This window comes from Actinoplanes sp. NPDC023801 (genome assembly GCF_040639655.1).
GTDB lineage: Bacteria > Actinomycetota > Actinomycetes > Mycobacteriales > Micromonosporaceae > Actinoplanes.
Genome location: NZ_JBFAAI010000001.1, coordinates 841,507 through 859,807 on the forward strand (window position 1 = coordinate 841,507; position 18,301 = coordinate 859,807).

Genomic DNA, 18,301 nt, shown 5'->3' on the forward strand with positions numbered 1-18,301 from the left:
GGACCAACGGTCGTCCCGGCAGGGTGCCCGATCGAGCCACCCCGGTGGCGTTCGGAGAACCCTGAGGAGTCCGATGAAGAAGAAACTGGGTCGTCTCGCGGTCACCGCGGGGGTGACCGTGGCGGTGATTGCACCTCTCGCCACCACCGCGGCCGCCGTCGTGGTGAATCCCGGCACCAGGCAGGGCAGCCTGACCCAGGCCGGCCCGCTCGCCGAGCACGGGTTCCCGGCCTGGTACCGGGACAGCAACGGGCTGCGGCTGGAAGCCTGCACCACCCTGGAGGACCCGCTCTGCTCGACGCTGCCGGACGAGGTGCCGAACCCGGACGCGCCGGTCTCGTACCCGGACAACTTCCCGGGCGAGTTCTTCTACCAGCTGGCCGGTGCCGAGATGACCCTGTCCAACGGGGTCGACTTCGGGATCGGTATGGACCTCGAGGGTGCCTGGGCGGCCGAGGAGGTCAAGGACGGCGACCAGATGGTGTTCGGCCGGGTCCGGATCCGGTTCGACGCCAACGAGGGTGACCGTTTCCGGATCACCCACCCGTACGGCATCGACGATCTGACCGCCACCGACCGGGGCGTCAACATGACCGAGGACATCGGCACCACGCCGGGTGCCTTCGGCCACGCGATCAGCAGCCGGATCGGGCCGTTCCTCAAGTGGGACCCGGCGGTCGCACCGGCGGCGCCGGCCGGGTACACCGGTGACCCCGGCGTCGATCACCAGGTGGTCGGCAGCCCCTACAGCACCAACTTCGTCCGGGTGGAGCAGCTCGACCCGGTCAGCGGCGCGGTGACCGCGCAACTCGGGTTCACCGACCTGTTCAGCGTGCAGGGCCGCTACGCCACCAACTCGGGCGTCGACATCGACCAGGCCACCTACACGGTCGGTGCGGACGGCAGCGGTGTCGTCGAGGTCTATGCCACCAGCGAGCCCGGCCAGTCCATCGAGGTGAGCGCCAACGCCGTGCTCGGCTTCCGGACCACCAAGCTGCGCGGCGGCAACGGCCGGTACTACGGCCGGTTCCCGGTCACCGGCCCGGTTCCGCCCGGCGTCACCATCGAGGTGGTCAACTCCGGTGACCGCCCGGTCGCGAAGAAGACCCGCAAGGTGGTCGACGTCGTCCGGGTCACCGACGCCCGGTACGACTCGGACGCCGGCACCCTGACCGTCGCCGCCTCCTCCAGCGACGCCGACGTGACACCGCCGGCCTTCTCGGTCACCGGGTTCGGCCCGATCAACGGCCCGTTCACCGGGGTCACCGCGCCGCCCGCGACGGTCACCGTCACCTCGACCGGCGGCGGTTCGACCACGGTTCCGGTGACCGGTACCGGTCAGGTGTTCCTGCCGGACATGCCGGTGGCGAGCGCGGTCGCGACGTCCGGCGCGGTCGCCGGCCAGCGGGTCGTCCTGGACGGTTCCGGCTCGACCGGTTCGATCGACTCGTACGCCTGGAGCCAGATCTCCGGCCCGAACGTGCCGCTCACCGACGCGACACTGGCGAAGGCCTCGTTCGTGCCCACCACGCCCGGCACCTACTCGTTCCGGCTGGCCGTGTCCGGTCCCGGTGGCGCCGGGCTGCCGGCCACCGTGACCGTGGTGATCGGCGGTACCGCTCCCGCCCAGGCCGCCGCCGGCGCCGACCAGACCGTGGTCCGCGGCCGTACCGTCACCCTGGACGGTTCCGGGTCGACCGGTGCCGAGACGTACTCGTGGCGGCAGGTGTCCGGCCCGGCCGTGACCCTCGTCGGTGCGACCAGCGCCCGGCCGACGTTCACCTACCCGGCCATGACGCTGCCGGCGGCTCCCGGCCCGAACGACGGGTACGTGCACAACAACGACCCGGTCGTGCTCGAGCTGGCGGTCACGAACCCGGCCGGCACCGGCACGGCACGGGTGACGATCCGGCCGCAGGCGGAGACGCTCGGCGGGCTGACGGTCCGGTACCGCACCGGCAACAACGAGTGGCGCATCTCCGGCACCAGCAGCCTGCTCGCCGGGCAGCGGGTCACCGCGGTCCTGGGCAGCACGCTGACCGGCCGGGTGGTCGGCGCTCCGGTCACCGTCGACGCGGCGGGTGGGTTCAGCATCCGGGTCACCGGGCCGAACCCCGGCGCGGTGCGCACGATCAGCTTCGTGACGTCGACCGGCGCCCAGGTGCTCGGCACTCCGGTGACCGTCACCAACTGACACCGCTCGCACCGGAGGACGCGTAGCCGTACTCCCGGAAGGGTCTGAACAACAGCAAAGAAGGCGGCGGGCTCCCACCGGGGCCCGCCGCCTCCGTGCGGGGGTCAGGCGTCGGCGGCCAGGCGGCGGCGGAGGTAGCGGGCCGAGGCCGCGGAGACCTGCCCGGAAACCGCCGCGCTGGTCAGCGAGCTGCGGTGCCGGACCCGGCCGTCCTCGTTCTCGGTGAGCAGGTGCGCGTGCACCAGATGGTCCAGACAGGACAGCAGTTCCGGCAGCGAGTAACCGGTGAGTGTCGACAGTTCGGCCACGCTCAGCGGTCCGAGGACCGCGCACAGCCGCAGGATCTCCCACGACGGGTCGGGCATCCAGCGGGTGCGCTGCCGGGCGATCTGCATGGCCACCGCATGCGACACCTGGGTGGGGCGCAGCGCGGCGCCGACCAGCGCCGGTATGCCACCGGTCCGCTCCGCCAGCTCCTCGTGGCCGAGTTCGGACAGGTCGCGCTCGGTGAGCGGTTCCAGCCGCAGCACGACCGGGGAGCCCAGCCCGGAGAGCGGGCGCTCGGCGATCTCCGACGGATAGCAGTAGGTGAGCACGATCCGCAGCGCGGAACAGTGCCGACCGAGCCATGCCAGCTCGGCGACGCTTGCGGCATCCAGTTCGGCGGCGTCGTCGATGGCCACGAAGATCGGTTCCGGGCCGTCGAACGCGGTGCCGATCAGTTCCAGATCGGGGCGCAGCAGCGGCCGGTCCGGGCCGGCGGCGTCGACGACCGCCAGCACCTCGGGCTTGGCGCCCAGATCGGTGAGGGCAGCCCGCAACCAGGCGTGCCGCAGCACCCCGACCGAGGACCCGCCGTGCCCGATGCCGACCCGGCCGGGTGCGTGCCGTTCCAGTTCGGCCAGGAACGCCGACTTGCCGGACCCGGACGGCCCGACGATGTGCACCACCGGCGGCGGGTCCGGCTCCAGCAGCACCCGTAGCTCGGTGACCCGGCCGAGGAAAAGACCCCGGCAGAGCTCGGGCGGCGGCACCGGCACCGGGACGCGTACGGGGCCCGGGGCCGGCTCCGGGGTCGGTTCCACCGGGGCGGTACGGGTGGCGAGCACCTCCCGTTTGAGCCGGGTCAGCTCCGCCGACGGCGTGACCCCGAGTTCCTCGTCGAGCAGCTGACGGCAGCGCTCGAAGATCCGCAGCGCGTCGTCCTGACGGTCCATCGCGATCGCGGCCGTCATCGCGGCCCGGTAGCCGGACTCCAGGAACGGGTTGAGCTCGATCGCCTCCTGGGCCAGGCGCAGCGACCGGGCCGGGTCGTCGGGCAGCACGCACTCGGACGTCTGCAGCAGCGCGTTGACGGCCGCGACCTGCACCTCGGTCCGGATGGGATCGGCCCATTCGGCGTACGGGTCCTCCGGGAACGGCAGCTGACGGGCCAGCGCGAGGATGTCGGCGTGCACGGTCAGGCGGTCCGGGCAGCCCGGGGTGAGCGAGTCGAGCCGCCGGATCAGCGACCGCAGCTCGGCCAGGTCGAGCCCGGCCCGGCTGGTGTCGAACAGATAGCCACCGCTGCGGGTGACGATGAACCAGTTCGCCGGGGAACCGTCGGGCTGGAGCCGCCGCCGGATCACCGACACGTAGTGCTCCAGCGCCGCCACATGGTTTCCCGGCAGGTCGTCACCCCAGACCGAGTCCGCGAGCGCATCCTTCGACTGGATCCGGTCGTGCCGTGCGGCCAGCACGGCCAGGACCTGCCGGGCCCGTCTCGGCAGTTCGCCGGCGGGCAGAACCTCGCCGGTGTCGCCGGTGACGGTCAGCTGTCCGAGCACGCTGACGCGCATCTTGCCTCCTCGTGAGCTTCTACGGGGAGACGTTTCGGCGCCGGGTATGCCCGGGTTGAGGCTTTCCACAGGATTACCAAAGGCCCTCCGCATAGCGTCCGCGACCGACTGATGGATGGAACCTGAGGGAGTTCGATGTCACGGGGAAGTGTGAGCCGGCGGGGTCTGTTGAAGGGCGCATTGGCGCTGGGCGGCGGCGGGATCATGCTCGCGGCCGGCGGTGGCGCGGTGATCGCCAAGTCGAGCGGGCTGGCCAGGAAGAACACGCCCACGCCGTACACCAGCATGTTCCGCAGGCCGCCGGTGCTGACGCCGTTCGAGGAGGGCGTCGACGACCAGGGCCCGTTCCAGAAGTACCGGCTGACGCAGAAGACCGGGCTCGCCAGCATCGTTCCGGGCCTCACCACGCCGATCGCCGGCTACAACGGGATCTTTCCGGGGCCGACCATCCGGGTCCCGCGGGGCACCCGCTCCGAGGTGCGGATCAAGAACGCGCTGACCCTGAACCGGCTCAACGGCAAGCCGTTCAGCACGGTCACCCACCTGCACGGCTCGGCGTCGCTGCCGCAGTACGACGGATACGCCAACGACCACAGCCACCCGGGCGAGTGCAAGACCTATCTCTACCCGAACTGGCAGCCGGCCCGGACGCTCTGGTACCACGACCACAACCACCGGACCACGGCCGAGAACGCCTACACCGGCCTGGCCGGGATGTACCACCTCACCGACGAGTACGAGGCCGCGCAGTTGCCGCAAGGTCAGTACGACGTTCCGATCGTGGTCAACGACATGGCGTTCAAGCCGGACGGCTCGGTGGCGTTCGACGACCAGGACCACGCCGGTTTCATGGGTGACGTGATCCTGGTCAACGGGGTGCCGTGGCCGAAGATGCGGGTCAAGCCGAGGGTCTACCGGTTCCGCATCCTGGTGTCGTCGGTGTCCCGGTCGTACCGATGGAAGCTCAGCACCGGCGAGCCGTTCCACGTGGTGGCGACCGACGGCGGGCTGACGCCGAAGGTGACCGAGGTGGGCTCGTTCCGGCACAGCTCCGGCGAGCGCTACGAGGTGCTCATCGACTTCCGCAAGTACCGGGTCGGCCAGAAGATCGAGCTGCGGAACCTGAGCAACAAGAACAACGAGGACTTCGACAACACCGGCAAGGTGATGCAGTTCGAGGTGGTCGCCGACTCGGGAGCGCCGGACACCTACGTGATCCCGACGACCCTGGACGCCGGCCCGGTGCCGTGGGCGAACCGGGGCGCGATCGACGTGATGAAGCTGAAGCCGGAGATGGCCACGGCCCGCCGGACGGTACGGGTCGAGCGCAAGCACGGGCTCTGGACGGTCAACGGGGAGACCTGGGACGACGTCGAGAAGAGCAACTTCAAGCGGGTGCTGGGCAACCCCGCCCCGTACGACGTGGAGATCTGGGACCTGGTGAACGAGTCGGGCGGCTGGTTCCACCCGGTGCACATCCACCTGGTCGACGGCATGGTCCTGGCGCGCAACAACACCCCGGGCAACAAGCCGTACGCCTGGGAGAACGGCCCGAAGGACGTCTTCTACCTGGGCGAGAACGAGACGGCCTCGGTGCTCATGCAGTTCGTCACGGGGGACGGCAACGACGGCGGCCGTTACATGCTGCACTGCCACAACCTGGTGCACGAGGACAGCGACATGATGATCCAGTTCGCGGTCGGCGACCTGGACGCCAACGACCCGGTCGTCGCGGACCCCGCGTACCACGACCAGATGCCCGAGCAGCCCGTCGTGTACGGCCCGAGCTACCCGCTGGGCAGCTGATGAAGCGGATCCTGGCCGGGTTGCTCGTCGCGGCCGCGGGGGTGGCCTGGTACGCCCGGCCGGTACCGGAGCCCGCGCCGGTGGCCCACGTCGTCGTCGGCGACGCGGGTGATCGCCTGGCCACCACCAGCTTCGACGGCCCGATGGTGCGCAAGCGGGCCGCCATCGCGATCAGGCCGGCCCCCGGCGCCGACCGCGCGGCGATCGCCCGGGAACTGCGCGGACTGGCCGCCGGGGAGAAGCTCGGCCGGCTGACCGACGCCACCTTCGCGGTCTTCTCCGAGGAACTGCTGGAATACCTGGTGCCGGAGATGACCCTCGTGCTCGACGAGGGGGTACGGGTGCACGACGCCGAGGCACTGATGCGGGACCACCAGCCGGCGAGCGTCGCGTTCTACCTGGTGCAGCCGGTGCTCGTGCACGACCTGACGTTCTCCGTGCTGCCGCCGGTGGGCGTGACGCCGGAGTCGGTACGGGACCGGCAGGACGCCGAGGGAGTGCTGGGGGACGCGCTGAACCGGTACGTCACCGACGTGCAGCCGACCGGGGTGACCGTCCGCTACTTCGGGGCGGTGCTCAGCGACCAGGCCATCACCGCGGTGCGCGAGTCGATGGGACGGGCCGCCGGGATACCGGCCGACCGCGTCCACGTCACGGCCAACCTGCCCGGTCCGGGGGTGGAGCTGTCGCACGGCATACCTGACCTCCGAGATCGGCCACACGGACACTGAGCTGGGCCCCCGTTACGGGGGCCCTTCTGCTTTTCAGGATGACCACAGGTGGACCACACCCCACTGCCAGAGGATATGCCCGAAATAACCGGACATTCCTTTCCCCGGATGAGGTCCCCTTGCGTAGAGTCTGGTCCGCCGCCGTGCTCGGTGCGCTGCTCTCCACCACGGTTCTGGTAGCTCCTGCCCAGGCCGCCCCGATCGGCCAGGGATTCACGATCACCGAAGCCGACCTGTCGTACATCCTCAAGCAGATCAAGATCGCTGAGACGCATGTCGCGAACACCACCAGCGAGACAGGTCCCTGCGGGGCACTGCTGGACCAGCTCGGCAGCCCGATGCTCTCGATGGGCCTGCGCACCGTCGACGGCACCTGCAACCACCTGACCCCCGGCCAGGAAGCCTACGGCGCCGCCGACCGGGAGTTCCCGCGTCTCGCCCCCGCCGAGCACACCGGCGTCTACCGGGGCACCCGCCCGGTCGACGCGCAGCCGCGGCAGATCAGCAACATCATCGCCGACCAGACCGCGGCCAACCCGGCAGCCGTCGCGGTGTCCGGTGGCAGGACCGACGGGACCACGCTGTTCATCCCGAACGTCACTACCGACTTCGGGCTGTCCGCCCCGTACAACTCGTGGTTCACGCTCTTCGGGCAGTTCTTCGACCACGGCATCGACCAGACCGTCAAGGGCAACGACATCGTCATGGTGCCGCTGCGCGCCGACGACCCGCTGATCGCCGGCCCCGACCGTGTCGCCGGCAACGCCGACGACCCAAAGCCGGGCGACGCCAAATACGTCCCGCCGCCCATGCGGTTCATGATGCTCACCCGGGCCTCGAACCCGTCGAAGAACACCGACACCCCGTACGTCGACAACTCCCAGGTCTACACGTCCCACGCCGCCCACCAGGTGTTCCTGCGCGAGTACACCGCCGCTGCGAAGACCACCGGCAACCTGCTCGGCGGTGCCGCCGGGGGCCTGCCCACCTGGACCGACGTGAAGAAGCAGACCCGCGAGGTGCTCGGTCTGGCACTGTCCGACCTGGACGCGCTGAACGTGCCGATGGTGCTCGCCGACGCGTACGGCAATTTCGTGCCGGGTCCGGCCCGCGGCCTCCCGCAGTACGTCACGGCGACCGGTCTGGTCGAGGGCGACCTCGCGAACCCGGTGGCGGTCCCCGCGAACGTGGTGCGCTTCGACACCCCGTTCCTGACCGATATCGCCCACCACGCGACGCCATCGGCAAGACTCGTTCCGGACTCGGACACGAACGCGTCCTCGGACTTCGCGTCACAGCCGGCCGGCACCTACGACGACGAGATGCTCGCCGCCCACTACATCGCCGGTGACGGCCGGGCCAACGAGAACATCGGCCTCACCGCCGTGCACCAGATCTTCCACTCCGAGCACAACCGCCTGGTCGGCGACATCAACCGGATCATCGAGGGCGACCCCGAGTGGACCGGCGAGCGGATCTTCCAGGCCGCCAAGTTCATCAACGAGATGGAGTACCAGCACCTCGTCTTCGAGGAGTTCGCCCGCAAGATCCAGCCGGCGATCAACCCGTTCCAGCCGGCCGCGTTCACCCAGACCGAGCTCGACCCGGCCGTCTACGCCGAGTTCGCCCACGCCGTCTACCGGTTCGGCCACTCGATGCTGAACGAGAGCATCGAGCGTCCCACCGCCGGGAACCTGTCCCTGCTCGACGGCTTTCTCAACCCGCCCGCGTTCACCAACCGGGGCACCCTGTCGCCCGAGGCCGCGGCCGGCGAGATCGTCCTCGGCATGAGCGAGCAGGTCGGCAACGACCTCGACGAGTTCATGACCGACACACTGCGCAGCAACCTGCTCGGCCTGCCGATGGACCTCGGCGCGATCAACATCGCCCGGGGCCGGTCCGAGGGCATCCCGACGCTCAACAACTTCCGCCGGGTCCTGCACACCAGGACCAACGACGGGCGGCTGCGGCCCTACGTCAGCTGGATCGACTTCGGTGAGCACCTCAAGAACCCCGAATCCTTAGTCAACTTCATCGCGGCGTACGGCAGACACCCGGCCGTCACCGCGGCGACCACGGTGGACGCCAAACGAGCCGCGGCGCGCACCCTCCTCGAGACGTCGGCCGGCGCCGACTTCCTGAACGCCGCCGGCACCTGGACCACGGCGAGCTCCGGGCTCGACGACATCGACCTGTGGATCGGCGGGCTCGCCGAGACCACCGAACCGTTCGGTGGCCTGCTCGGCAGCACCTTCGACTACGTCTTCGAGAGCCAGCTGACCGTCCTGCAGAACGGCGACCGGCTGTACTACCTGGCCCGTACGCCCGGCATGAACCTGCGCAGCCAGCTCGAAGGCAACACGTTCGCCGAACTGATCAGCCGCAACACCACGGCGAGCGGCCTGCGCGCCGACGTCTTCGCCACCACCGACTGCAAGTTCGACCTGTCCACACTGAACGGCACCGAGGCCGGGTACGCCCGGGACGGCAACCTGGTCGACGACGACCCGGCCACCGAGTGCGACGAGCGCGTCATGCTGCTGCGCCTGCCCGACGGCACGATCGCGTACCGGGCCCGCAACAGCGCCGACGAGCCCGGCATGAACGCCCAGTCGGTGTTCACCGGAACCGAGAACGCCGACCGGATCCGCGCCGGCAACGACAACGACACCATCTGGGGCGCCGAGGGCGACGACGTGCTCGAGGGCGGCGCCGGAGACGACGTCACGGTCGGCGGCGAGGACGACGACATCCTCACCGATGAAGGCGGTGCCGACTTCGTCATGGGCGGTCCCGGCAACGACGCTCTCGACGCCGGACCCGGCTTCGACATCCTCCTCGGCGGCGACGGGCGCGACTTCACCAGCGGCGGTGCCAACACCAACGAGACCTTCGGCGGCGAAGGCGACGACCTGGTCATCGCCGGTGACGGGGAGGACAGCGCGGCCGGCGACTCCGGCGACGACTGGATCGAAGGCGGCGACTCGCCCGACCTGCTCCAAGGCGACAGCGGCAACCTGTTTTTCCGCGACGACTCCAACCGGCCCGGCCACGACGTCCTGCTCGGCCAGGGCAGCGACGACGACTACGACATGGAGGGCGGCGACGACATCGGGGTCCAGGGCCCCGGCATCGAGAAGAACGCCGGCGGCTCCGGCTGGGACTGGTCCATCGCCGGCACCGAATCCGTCGACTCCGACCTCGACCTGCCGCTGCTCGGCCTCGACGGCCTGGACACCGGCGTCCGCGACCGCTACGACGAGGTCGAATCCCTCTCCGGCGGCTTCGGCGACGACATCCTCCGCGGCGACGACAGTGTGCCCGCCACCGACGGCGCGATCGGCTGCGACGCCCTCGACGCCACCGGCATCGGCCGTATCCGCGGCCTCGACCAGGTGGTCACCGAACTGCCCATGCCCGCGAGCGGCGTCGCCAACCTGACCGGCCGGCCCTGCGACCTCACCGGCAACGTCTGGGGCGAGGGCAACATCCTGCTCGGCGGGGCCGGCGACGACCTCCTGCAGGGACGCGGCGGCAACGACATCATCGACGGCGACCGCTACCTCTCGGTCCGGCTCAGCGTCCGGGCCGCGGACGGCACCGAACTGCGTGCCGCGCGGAGCCTCACCGAACTCCGGGCCGACGTCTTCGCCGGCCGGATCAACCCCGACGACATCCAGACCGTACGGGAGATCGTGTCCTCCCACTCGGCCGCCGACCGGGACACCGCGCTCTTCACCGGCGCCCGCTCCGACTACGCCGTCACCCCGATCGCCGGCGGCGTCCTGGTCTCCGGCCCGGACGGCAACGACCTGGTCCGCAACGTCGAGTTGCTCCAGTTCGACGACCGACGCGTCGACGTCAGCGGAATGTCCGCCTTCCTCGGTGTCAGCGCCTTCGCCGGCGACTCGGCGGCGACCGTCCTGATCACCGTGCCGGACGCCACCGGCGGCGATGCGATCAGCGGCCTCACCCTGGAACGTACCGGCGGCGGCGACACCGTCCTGATGCCGCTCGCCGCGGACACCCGGAGCCTGATCGTCACCGGCCTCACCAACGGCACCGGCTACACCTTCCGGCTGCGCGCCGACACCACCGCCGGCCCCGGAGCCTTCACCGCCCCGTTCGGCCCGGTCACCCCGCTGGCCACGACTCCCGGCGACGACGGCCTCGGCGAACCCGGCGACGACGGCGTCCCGCCCGTGGTCACCCCCACCATCCCGCCCGTAACCCCCACGACGCCGCCGGTCGTCATCCCCACGACGCCGCCGGTCACCCCGACGACGCCGCCGGTCGTCACACCCACCACGCCGCCGGTTGTCACGCCGACCACGCCGCCGGTTGTCACGCCCACCACGCCGCCGGTCACCGGGCCGACCGTCAACCCGCCGCGCCCGGTCACCCCGGTGGCACCGGACGCCCCCGGTATCGGTGCCGCGACCGCCGGCCCCGAGAGCGCTGTGATCCGGTGGACCACTCCCGGCTACGACGGCGGAACCCCGATCTACGGCTACGAGGTTCAGGCACTCGACGCGGAGACCGGCATCGTGATCGGAGTCGACGTGGCCGACGCCGGGGTCACCGAACTGACCATGACCGGGCTGACCGGCGGAGCCGGCTACGCCTTCTGGGTCCGTGCCGTCAACGCGGCCGGTGCCAGCGCCTTCTCCGGCATCTCGAACACGGTCACCCCCACGGTGGTGACCGACCCCGGCACCGGCACCGACACCGGCGGAACCACGGACCCGGGAACCGGTGACCCGGGAACGACCGACCCTGGTACCGGCAACCCCGGCACGGGCAACCCCGACACCGGTAACCCTGGTACCGGTAACCCCGGCACCGGTAACCCCGGCACTGGCAATCCCGGTACTGGTAACCCCGGCACTGGCAATCCCGGTACTGGGAACCCCGGCCCGACGCCTACGCCGACCGTTCCCGGCACGCCCGTTCCTTCCGGCACGGCCACGCCTCGCCCGACGACGACCGCTACGCCCACACCCAGTGGACCGGCGACGCCGAACCCGACCGGTACCCCTGGCGGTCCCGGCCCGTCCCCCGACGTACGGACCGTCCCCGGAGCCGCCCGCATCGGCTCCCCGGCCCCGGCCGCCGGCGCGGCGGTGGTCCGCTGGACCGCACCCGCGGACAACGGCGGCAGCCCGATCCAGCGGTACGAGATCCAGGTCTTGACCGGAAACGATCGCCCCACCGGCAAGCTCCGTACCGCCTCCGCCTCGGCCGCCGTCCACACGGTGACCGGCCTCGCCAACGGAACCGGGTACCGCTTCCGGGTCCGCGCGGTGAACGCCCTCGGAGCCGGCGCATGGTCCGCCACCAGCACGGCGGTGACGCCGCGCACCACCCCCGCGAAGGTCCGCAACCTGACCGCCAAGCCCGGCGGCAAGGGCGGCAAGAACACGGCGTCCGCGTACTGGACGGCCCCCGCCACCACCGGGGGCGCCGGTATCACCGGTTACCGGATCACCTGGCAGCGTCTGAACGCCAAGGGTGCCCCACTCGGCTCGGCCGTGGTCACCACCGTGCCCGGCACGTCCCGGTCCGGGAGCTTCACCGCCCCCGGTGGAGTACCGGCCGGTGCCCGCTACCGGGTGACCGTTCAGGCCGTGAACACGGCCGGAGCCGCCGCCGGAGCCACGGTGACCACCACCGTCCGCTGACCCGTAACCGCCCCTCGACCGGCGCCGCCGACCCTGCCAGGGCCGGCGGCGCCGCCGTTTCCCGATCCGGACCGGCCGGACAGTGCCCGACCGCGTGGGGCAGGCTCACACGTCCGCTGGATGTCCGGCCATTGTGCTTGGTGCCTACGCTGAACCCGGCGGATGCCGGCTCACGAAAGGGCTGACGCGATGGCGAGTCCCCGGAGACGTTCGCGTGTTCATCCCCGGCGCCCAGCGGCGGACAGCGACCGTCCGGTCGTCCCCGCTCCACGCGGCGCGGCGGGCCGAGCCGCGGTCGATCAAACCGACGGCAAGGCCGGACCGCCGTCCGTGGCCGCTGGTCGAGCCAACGGCAACGCCGGACCACCGGCCGCCACCGCTGGTCAGACCAACGGCATTGCCGGACCGCCGTCCGTGGCGGCCGATGAGCCGGATCCCCGAAGCACGCCGTCCTATCCCGCCGTGATCAAGTCATCGGAGCCGGAGCCGGAGCCGGAGCCGGAGCCGGAGCCGGAGCAAGACCCGGGCTGGAAGGCGGAGGCGGAGGCGGGCAGGGCATCGGCGGCGCCGGTGGCCGCGCGGGAACAGCCGGCCTCGATGGTCAACACCCGGGAACTGGTGGCGATCGGCTCGGCGTTGCTACTGCTGCTCTTCCTGATCAAGATCTACGGAGTTGCGCGATACTCGCTGACCACCACGACCGCGCTGCTGGCCGCCACTCCGGTGCAGGTGGCGCTGGGTACGGTGACCATCTACGCCTACTTCGTGCTTCCCGCGATCGCGCTGGGCACGCTGTGGTTCGCGGTACGGTTCCGTGGCCGGATCCAGCCCGCCCTCTGGCCGCTGATCCTGATCGTCGCGTCCGTGACAGCGCTGGCGTCGCCGTACAAATATCTTCTTCAAGGTCTGGCTGTGGTCGTTGCCGCCCTCGGTGTGGAGCTTGTCGTGCGCCGTGTCCGCCATCGATGGCGGGACTCGTCCGATGAGCGGCTGGTCCGGCGTTCCCACCGGCTGTCCGGCTGGCAGGGTCTGTCGGTCGTCTACCTGGGCGCCGCCGCTCTCGCGTTTCAATTCATGCACAGCCTCGACGTGCCGTGGGTTTCCGCGCAGGCGTTTCTGCTGAACAGTCCGGCGGTGACCACGACCCAGGACCTGTTCGACGGCGCCAACCGGTTGAAGGTCCAGCCGGAGAGCCGGTTCGTCGGCTATCCCATCGCGGAGACCGAGGAGTGGCTGACGGTTCTGCACGTCGACACCCGCTACGTCATGCGTATCCCGCAATCCGCCGTGGACGCCCGCCTGACCTGCCACAACGAGGACGACCAACTGTCCGGTGACCAGCCTCTGGTGGAGGCTCTGCAGGGCAACACCTACAGCTCCCCGAACCTCGACTGTCGCGAGGTCATGCGTTACCTGTCCCAGAAGACGCCGGGGCAGCCCTTTCGCGCCGGCAACTGACCGCTGACCGGTTGATCACCTCGGCCGGCGCCCAGCGCTGTTTCGGGGCGCCGGATACAGCGCTGGGCGCTGGCCGGAGGGTGTTGATCTTCCGGGCTGGTACCCAGTGCTGTTTCGGGGCGCCGGATACAGCGCTGGGTGCTGGCCGGAGGGTGTTGATCTTCCCGGCTGGCACCCGGTGCTGGTGGATACAGCGCTGGATGCCGGCCGGTGGGTGTTGATCGATGCGGCGGAGGCCGGTGCTCGACCGGCCTCCGGAGGTGGAGCGATCCGGGCTATTCGGGGACGCGGCGGTAGGCGCCGTCGCTGGCCGCGGTCGCCATCGAGGCGTAGGCGCGCAACGCCGCGGAGACCGGCCGCTGCCGGTTGACCGGCGTGTACGGCTTGGGCCGCCGCTCCTGCTCGTGCCGTCGCTGGGCCAGGACGTCGTCGTGCACGTTGAGGGTGATGCTGCGTCCCGGGATGTCGATGGTGATCTCGTCGCCGGTCTCGACGAGGGCAATGAGCCCGCCGCCGGCCGCTTCGGGGGAGACGTGACCGATGGAGAGGCCGGAGGTGCCGCCGGAGAAGCGGCCGTCGGTGATCAGCGCGCACGCCTTGCCGAGGCCGCGGCCCTTGAGGAACGAGGTCGGGTAGAGCATCTCCTGCATGCCGGGGCCGCCGCGCGGGCCCTCGTAGCGGATGATCACGACGTCGCCCTCGACGACCTCTTTGCCGAGGATGCCGGTGACCGCGTCGTCCTGTGACTCGTAGACACGGGCCGGGCCGGTGAACTTCCAGATCGACTCGTCGACGCCGGCGGTCTTGACGACGCAACCGTCCGGGGCGAGGTTGCCGAAGAGGATGGCCAGGCCGCCGTCGACGGTGTACGCGTGCTCGACCGACCGGATGCAGCCCTCGGCCGCGTCGGTGTCCAGTTTTGCCCAGCGGTTCGTGGTGCTGAACGGCTCGACGGTGCGGACCCCGCCGGGTGCGGCGTGGAAGAGCTCGAGCGCCTCGGGCGACGGGTTCTCCCCCCGGATGTCCCATTTGCCGAGCCAGGACGACAGGTCGGGGGAGTGGACGGCACGCACGCCGTCGCGCAGGGCGCCGCCGCGGTGCAGCTCGCCGAGCAGGGCGGGGATGCCGCCGGCCCGGTGCACGTCCTCCATGTGGTACTTCGGGCTGTTCGGCGCGACCTTGGCCAGGCACGGCACCCGGCGCGAGACGGCGTCGATGTCGGAGACGCTGAAGTCGAGCTCGGCCTCGCGGGCGGCGGCCAGCAGGTGCAGGATCGTGTTGGTCGACCCGCCCATCGCCACGTCGAGGGCGACCGCGTTCTCGAAGGCGTCCCGGTTGGCGATCGCGCGCGGCAGCACCGACTCGTCGTTGTTCTCGTAGTACTCCTTGGCGATCTGCACGATCAGCCGGCCGGCCTCGGTGAACAGGGCCTTGCGGGAGGCGTGGGTGGCAAGTGTGGAGCCGTTGCCGGGCAGCGACAGGCCGATCGCCTCGGTGAGGCAGTTCATCGAGTTGGCGGTGAACATGCCGGAGCACGAACCGCAGGTGGGACAGGCCGAGCGTTCGATCGTCTCGAGCTGTGCGTCGGTGACCTTGTCGTTGGCGGCGGCGCTCATCGCGTCGACCAGGTCGAGCTTCTCGTGGACGATGCCCTCGATGGCGACGGTCTTGCCGGCCTCCATCGGGCCGCCGGAGACGAAGACCGTCGGGATGTTGAGCCGCAGCGCGGCGATCAGCATGCCGGGGGTGATCTTGTCGCAGTTCGAGATGCAGACCAGGGCGTCGGCGCAGTGCGCGTTGACCATGTATTCGACGGCGTCGGCGATCAGTTCGCGACTGGGCAGGGAGTAGAGCATGCCGCCGTGGCCCATGGCGATGCCGTCGTCGACGGCGATCGTGTTGAACTCGCGTCCGATGCCGCCCGCCTCGAAGATCGACTCGGCGACGAGGCCACCCATGTCCTTGAGGTGCACATGCCCGGGTACGAATTGGGTGTAGCTGTTGGCGATGGCGACGATCGGTTTGCCGAAGTCGTCGTCGGTCATGCCGGTGGCGCGCCACAGGGCGCGCGCGCCGGCCATCGTCCGACCGTGAGTAGAGGTCCGGGAGCGCAGCTCAGGCATGCCACCCATAGTGCCACTGCGCAGGCCGTCCACCACGGCTGACGTCCACAGCTCGGGACGCATGGGGTGTCGTAAAGCCCGGAGATCCGGCACAGTGTGTCCGTGCACTCACCGTCCGGTATGGAACTGGCGGGCCTCGCGGGCCTGCTCGTCGCCGTCCCGGCGGTCGCCTATCTGGGGCAGTCCGGCCGCCGGCACACCGGCGCGGCCCGGCGGGCACACCTGCTGATGGCGGCCGGCGGTGCGGTGGCGACCGGCGCGGCGCTGGCCGGCCTGGTCACCGCTCTGCTGACCGGGCACCACGACGTGCCGGGGCACAGCCGTGCGCTGGCCACCGCGGTGGCGGTCGGCATGGGACTGGGCACGCTGGCCCTGCTCGCCGGCACGGTGGCACTGCCCGGTGCGGCGCGCAGCCCGGCCGCCGCGATCCGGCACGTGCTCGACGGCCTGGTCATCGCGGCCGCGATCTGGTTCGTCGGCTGGGTGCTGCTGAGCCGGCCGACCCGGATCCTGGGCGACGCCACGCCGTACCGATGTCTGGCGGTCCTGATCCCGGCCGTGCTGCTCGTCCTCGGGCTGGGCCTGACCGCGGTGCTGGCGCTGCACGCCCACCGGCCCCGGCGGTACACCGTCCGGGTGGCGGCCGGGGTGACCGTGGTGGCCGCCGCGGCGAACGTGCTGGCGATCGGGATCTGCCGGCAACACGACGGGTATGCACTGGTCAGCGGTCTGCTGCTGACGGCCGGGCTGACGCATGTGGCGTGGGCGGTACGGGCTGCCGACCGGCCGGTCGAGGTGTCCGGCGACGTGCTCGAGCGCGGTGAGGCGTACGCGGTGGCCCCGATGATCGCGATGATCGTCGCCCTGGGCTACCACCTGTGCCGGGGCGGGAGCATGGACCTGTTCGGCTACCTCGGCGCCACCGTCGAGGGACTGGCCCTGGTCGGGCGTCAGTACCTGGCGCTCGGCGACGTGCGGCGTTACACCGTGCGGCTGCGGCAGAGCGAGGCGCACTTCCGCGAGCTGGCGCACACCGATCCGCTGACCGGGCTGGCCAACCGCCGTGGTCTGCAGCGGGCCCTGCGCGCGGAGCCGACCGCCCGGAAAGCGCTCGTCGGCATCGACATGGACGGCTTCAAGACCGTCAACGACATGCGTGGCCACGACGTCGGCGACCGGGTGCTGGCCGAGGTGGGCGCCCGGCTGCGGCGCAACCTGCTGGCCGGGGACGTGGCGGCCCGGCTGGGCGGGGACGAGTTCGCGGTGCTGATGCACGGCGACGCCGACGAGGCGGTGCTGGCCGCGCACCGGCTGCTTGCGGTGCTCGGCGAGCCGTACGAGGTGGACGGGGGTTCGATCTTCCTCTCGGCCAGCGTGGGCGTGGCCGCCACCGGTGAGCTGCTGCACGACGCCGACCTCGCGCTGCGGTACGCCAAGCAGCGCGGCAAGAACCGGGTCGAGCGCTATCAGGCCGAGTACGACGAGCTGCTGCGCCGCCGCGGCACGCTGACCGGTGAGTTGCGCCACGCCATCGACCGCGGCCAGTTGAGTCTGGTGTTCCAGCCGGTGGTGGCCCTGCCGTCGATGCGTCCGGTCGGCGCCGAGGCGCTGCTCCGCTGGACACATCCGGAGCTGGGCCGGGTCCCGCCGGTGGAGTTCATCCCGGTGGCCGAGGAGTCCGGGCTGATCAACCGGATCGGCGCCTGGGTGCTCGAGGAGGCCTGCAAACAGCTCGCGGAGTGGCTGGCCAAGGGGCACGACGTCTGGCTGTCGGTGAACCTGTCGCCGAAGGAGCTGCACGACGCGGACTACGCGGGCCGGGTCGCTGATGTGCTCGACGAGTACGGCGTACCCCCGCAGCGCCTGGTCCTCGAGGTGACCGAGCACGCCGTCGCCACCGACATGGAGGAGCTGGTCCGCAGGCTCGCCGAGTTGCGGGAGACCGGTGTCCGGATCGCGCTCGACGACTTCGGCGCCGGCTACTCCTCGCTGACCCAGCTGCGCACCCTTCCGGTGGATATTTTGAAGATCGACCACGCGCTGGTGGCCGAGCCGGAGTCGCGGACCGGGACGGCGGCGCCGCTGGTCGACGTGGTGGTCCGGCTCGGGCACCGGCTGGGACTGGAGGTGCTGGCGGAGGGCATCGGCACGCCGGCGCAGCGGGAGATCGTGGAGGAGGCCGGCTGCCGGCTGGGGCAGGGTTCGCTGTTCGGCTGGGGTGTGCCGGCCGAACACCTCGAATCGCGGCTGCTGTCGCTGCGGTCGCCGGGTCCGCGGCCGGCTCCGACGCCCCGCTCGACTCCGCAGAACGACGCGCCGGCCCGCAGCCAGGTGGTCCGCCTCGGTCCAGGAATGCGGCAGGTCAGAGCGCTGCTACCGAGCGATCCGGATTTCGCCACGGCGTCCCGTGATCAAAATGTGGGATCAGTTGACTCAGGCCGTGAGATGGGGCAAGGTTAGCCGCATGTGC

At 70.9% G+C, this 18,301-nt stretch carries 8 protein-coding genes; 6 read left to right on the top strand and 2 right to left on the bottom strand.

Annotated features, from left to right (window positions below):
• Positions 1-73: 73 nt before the first annotated feature.
• Positions 74-2,194, top strand: a complete 2,121-nt coding sequence (locus AB0G04_RS04060) for a hypothetical protein (RefSeq protein WP_360975918.1) — start codon at positions 74-76, stop codon at positions 2,192-2,194.
• Between the two features lie 104 nt (positions 2,195-2,298).
• Here the strand turns inward: AB0G04_RS04060 and AB0G04_RS04065 are convergent, their stop codons facing one another.
• Positions 2,299-4,032 carry a BTAD domain-containing putative transcriptional regulator gene (locus AB0G04_RS04065; RefSeq protein WP_360975921.1) on the bottom strand — a complete coding sequence of 578 codons (1,734 nt, stop codon included), beginning with the start codon at positions 4,030-4,032 and terminating at the stop codon, positions 2,299-2,301.
• Between the two features lie 135 nt (positions 4,033-4,167).
• Here AB0G04_RS04065 and AB0G04_RS04070 point away from each other — a divergent pair, with 135 nt between their 5' ends.
• The 4 genes from AB0G04_RS04070 (at position 4,168) to AB0G04_RS04085 (ending at position 13,708) form a co-directional block, all read left to right on the top strand.
• Positions 4,168-5,838 (top strand): multicopper oxidase domain-containing protein, encoded by a 1,671-nt coding sequence (locus AB0G04_RS04070; RefSeq protein WP_360975924.1) that lies wholly within the window; start codon positions 4,168-4,170, stop codon positions 5,836-5,838.
• Positions 5,838-6,569: a hypothetical protein gene (locus AB0G04_RS04075; protein ID WP_360975927.1), complete on the top strand. Its 732-nt coding sequence runs from the start codon at positions 5,838-5,840 to the stop codon at positions 6,567-6,569. The genes AB0G04_RS04070 and AB0G04_RS04075 overlap by 1 nt, the downstream gene beginning before the upstream one ends.
• A 119-nt stretch (positions 6,570-6,688) precedes the next feature.
• A complete protein-coding gene (locus AB0G04_RS04080; RefSeq protein ID WP_360975930.1) occupies positions 6,689-12,250 on the top strand; it encodes a peroxidase family protein in 5,562 nt (1,853 codons plus the stop codon).
• Positions 12,251-12,712: 462 nt separating this feature from the next.
• Positions 12,713-13,708, top strand: coding sequence for a hypothetical protein (locus tag AB0G04_RS04085; RefSeq protein WP_360975933.1), 996 nt, complete (start codon positions 12,713-12,715; stop codon positions 13,706-13,708).
• 275 nt (positions 13,709-13,983) lie between these two features.
• Here AB0G04_RS04085 and ilvD read toward each other — a convergent pair whose 3' ends face one another.
• Entirely contained in the window at positions 13,984-15,831 is a 1,848-nt protein-coding gene (ilvD, locus tag AB0G04_RS04090; protein WP_360975936.1) for a dihydroxy-acid dehydratase, read from the bottom strand.
• A 102-nt stretch (positions 15,832-15,933) separates the two neighbouring features.
• On the opposite strand from ilvD, the gene AB0G04_RS04095 reads away from it, so the two are divergent.
• Entirely contained in the window at positions 15,934-18,291 is a 2,358-nt protein-coding gene (locus AB0G04_RS04095; RefSeq protein ID WP_360975939.1) for a bifunctional diguanylate cyclase/phosphodiesterase, read from the top strand.
• Positions 18,292-18,301: the final 10 nt, after the last annotated feature.

Excerpts from the sequence above, each read along its gene's own strand:
- AB0G04_RS04070 (WP_360975924.1), top strand. The coding sequence starts at position 4,168 with ATGTCACGGGGAAGTGTGAGCCGGCGGGGTCTGTTGAAGGGCGCATTG.
- AB0G04_RS04075 (WP_360975927.1), top strand. The coding sequence starts at position 5,838 with ATGAAGCGGATCCTGGCCGGGTTGCTCGTCGCGGCCGCGGGGGTGGCC.
- ilvD (WP_360975936.1), bottom strand. The coding sequence starts at position 15,831 with ATGCCTGAGCTGCGCTCCCGGACCTCTACTCACGGTCGGACGATGGCC.
- AB0G04_RS04060 (WP_360975918.1), top strand. The coding sequence starts at position 74 with ATGAAGAAGAAACTGGGTCGTCTCGCGGTCACCGCGGGGGTGACCGTG.
- AB0G04_RS04065 (WP_360975921.1), bottom strand. The coding sequence starts at position 4,032 with ATGCGCGTCAGCGTGCTCGGACAGCTGACCGTCACCGGCGACACCGGC.